The organism is Intestinibacter sp. (assembly GCF_051866655.1).
Taxonomy (GTDB): Bacteria; Bacillota; Clostridia; order Peptostreptococcales; family Peptostreptococcaceae; genus Intestinibacter.
Genome location: NZ_JBJDXL010000417.1, coordinates 1 through 2940 on the forward strand (window position 1 = coordinate 1; position 2940 = coordinate 2940).

3 protein-coding genes are annotated in these 2940 nt (G+C 32.1%); 2 read left to right on the forward strand and 1 reads right to left on the reverse strand.

The genetic code is table 11. The annotated features are described in order from the left end of the window. Both ACI3VO_RS12595 and ACI3VO_RS12600 read left to right on the forward strand, forming a co-directional pair. Positions 1–700, forward strand: a 700-nt coding sequence (locus ACI3VO_RS12595) for an esterase family protein (RefSeq protein ID WP_439758250.1), incomplete at its 5' end; no start/stop codon positions are given. 39 nt (positions 701–739) lie between these two features. Beyond that, positions 740–1948 carry an ATP-grasp domain-containing protein gene (locus tag ACI3VO_RS12600; protein WP_439758251.1) on the forward strand — a complete coding sequence of 403 codons (1209 nt, stop codon included), beginning with the start codon at positions 740–742 and terminating at the stop codon, positions 1946–1948. Positions 1949–1999: 51 nt separating this feature from the next. Here ACI3VO_RS12600 and ACI3VO_RS12605 read toward each other — a convergent pair whose 3' ends face one another. Beyond that, a complete protein-coding gene (locus ACI3VO_RS12605) occupies positions 2000–2878 on the reverse strand; it encodes an MBL fold metallo-hydrolase (protein WP_439758252.1) in 879 nt (292 codons plus the stop codon). Between the last annotated feature and the right edge of the window lie 62 nt (positions 2879–2940).

Here is a 2940-nt window from a genome sequence, read left to right on the forward strand (position 1 = left end):
AAATAGGGATATGGAATTCAATGTATACGGATATGCAGGCCAGCCTATATTAGTATTTCCAGCGCAAAATGGTAGATTTTTTGATTTTGAAAACTTTAAAATGCTAGATAATGTTGAAGATTTAATAGATGAAGGCAAAATACAGTTGTTTTGCTGTGACAGTATAGACAAAGAGAGCTGGTCTCATGAAAATGGAGACCCAAGATATAGAATATGTAGACAAGAAGCTTGGTTTAACTACATAGTAAATGAATTAGTTCCAAGAATTCACCAAATAAATCAAACAGGCAAAAAAATAATAACTACAGGATGCTCTATGGGAGGAACTCATGCAGCTAACTTTATGTTTAGAAGACCAGATGTATTTGGTGGAGTAATATCACTTAGCGGTTATTTCGATTCTGATATATTCTTTGGAGATTACTGTGATGACTTAGTTTACAATAATTCTCCTATAAAATTTATAGAAGGTATGAGCTACGACCATTACTATGTAGATATGTATAGAAATTGTAAAATCGTCTTGTGCTGTGGTCAAGGAGCATGGGAGGATGAAATGCTTAGAAGTATCCATAAGATGAAAGAATTGCTTGCATATAAGGATATACCAGCATGGATAGATATATGGGGATATGACGTAAACCACGATTGGAATTGGTGGCAGGTTCAATTTTCATATTTTGTAAGACATATAATATAATTAATTTTAATATTGTAAACGATTAAGGGGGTATTTTAGATGAACGTTGTTTTTATTTCACCACATTTTCCACTTTATTTTTATAACTTCTGTAAAAATTTAAAAGTTAGAGGTGTCAATGTATTAGGTATAGGAGACGCACCATATCAGTCTTTACCAGCTCATACGATAGATTCTCTTACAGAATACTATAAAGTTGGAAGCTTAGAAAATTTCCACGAGGTAGAACAGGCGTGTAGATTTTTCTCTCAAAAATACGGAAAAATAGATTGGATAGAATCTCAAAATGAATACTGGCTAGAAACAGAAGCTACTTTGAGAAAAATATTCGATGTAAATACAGGTACTAAAATAGACGATATGGCGCCTATGAAGTACAAATCAAAAATGAAGGATGTATATAGATCATGCAATATTCCAGTTGCTAGATACATACTAATATCTACTTACGAAGAGGCTATAAAATTCACAAAAGAAGTAGGCTATCCAGTTGTAGTAAAACCAGACAATGGAGTTGGAGCATCTAGTACATATAAGCTTCAAAACGATGATGAAGTAGCATATTTCTTCGCAACTAAGGACCACAACATAACTTATATAATGGAAGAATTTATAAATGGACATGTTGAAACATTCGACGGAATAACAGATTCTAATAAGAATGTATTGATTTCATCAAGCCACGTAATGCTAAATTCTATAATGGACACTGTAAATACAGCTTCAGATACTGCTTTTTATTTCCAACCATTTGAAGGAAAGGACATCGAAGAAGTAGGTAAGAGAGCAGTAAAGGCATTTGACACTAGAAGTAGATATTTCCATTTTGAGTTCTTTAGACTAGAAGTAGATAAAGAAGGTCTTGGTAAAAAAGGTGATCTTATAGGATTAGAAGTAAATATGAGAGCACCAGGAGCTTATATGCCTGATATGATAAATTACGCCTACGATGTAGATACTTACGCTATATGGGCAGATATGGTTATTTATGACAAGCTATTTGTAGATGTAAATAGAAAATATGTAGTTGGATATGCAAGTAGAAGAAATGGAATAGATTATGTTTATTCTTATGAAGATATAAAAAATACATATGGAGATAAAATACTTATAAGCACAGAAGTGCCAGAGGCTCTAGCTGCTGCAATGGGAAATCACGTGTTTATATTTAGAACAGAAAAAGAAGACGAGCTTATGGACATGATAAGATTTATATTAAAGAGAAATGGCGAAGGAAATTGGATATAAGTAAAAATAGCCCCAATTGTCGCAATTAAAATGCGGCGATTGGGGATTTTACTATTCTACAGATTTCCAGTATAATTTAGCATCTATTATTTCTAGGCTTAGCTTTTCATTGTCGTGTAAGTAAGATAAGTAAGCCTTTAAAGTATTTCCAACTAGTACGTATTGGTTTAAGTCCATTTTAAGGTCGTAGTGGATGAATAATTTTTGTAAAATATCTTCAAAAATTAAAGGTTCCTCACATATATTTAATATAGTATCCATTATTTCAAAGACCTTGTCTCTATTTAATTTAACTAGAGGCTTGATGTCTTCGCAAGCTTCTGCATGAGAAGGTATAAATAATTTTCCTTCTAATGTTTCTACAAAGTCTAGAGTTTTTAAAAATTCGTCCACGTTGTATATAAAAGATATATGGTATTTATTTATTGTATTTTCACCAAACACGCAGTCAGCTAAGAAGTACACGTCATCAGAAGTCTTTATACCGATCATATCAAAAAAGTGACCGCCTAGCTTTATGTATTCAAGTCCCTCTGGAAGTTCAGATATATCTGAAGTTGGATTGCTTGCCTTTGCCATTAGAAACTTATTAGTAAGCTTTTTAAGTGGGTATCCACCGTATAGAAAAGAAGGCTCTAAAATTGGGTATTTGGCGAATAAATTTTCTATTTCAGTAGATATTATCTTGCAGTCAGTTCTCTTTTGTAAAAACTCATTTCCTCCTATATGATCGGCGTTGGAATGAGTATTTATTATATAGGCTAGATTAAAATTATTTTCCTTTAGAAGTTTGTTTATTTTTCTACCTGCGTCCTTGTCATTGCCGCTGTCTATTAGACAGACATCGGTGTCGTTTAACTTATATAATCCTATATTAGTTGGAGAATCTAGATAGTATGTATTTTCTCCTACTTTATTTAAACTGTACATATAATCATCTCCTTATGTATAATATTTCCATATAAGATAATTTTATAATATAAATATTGCTT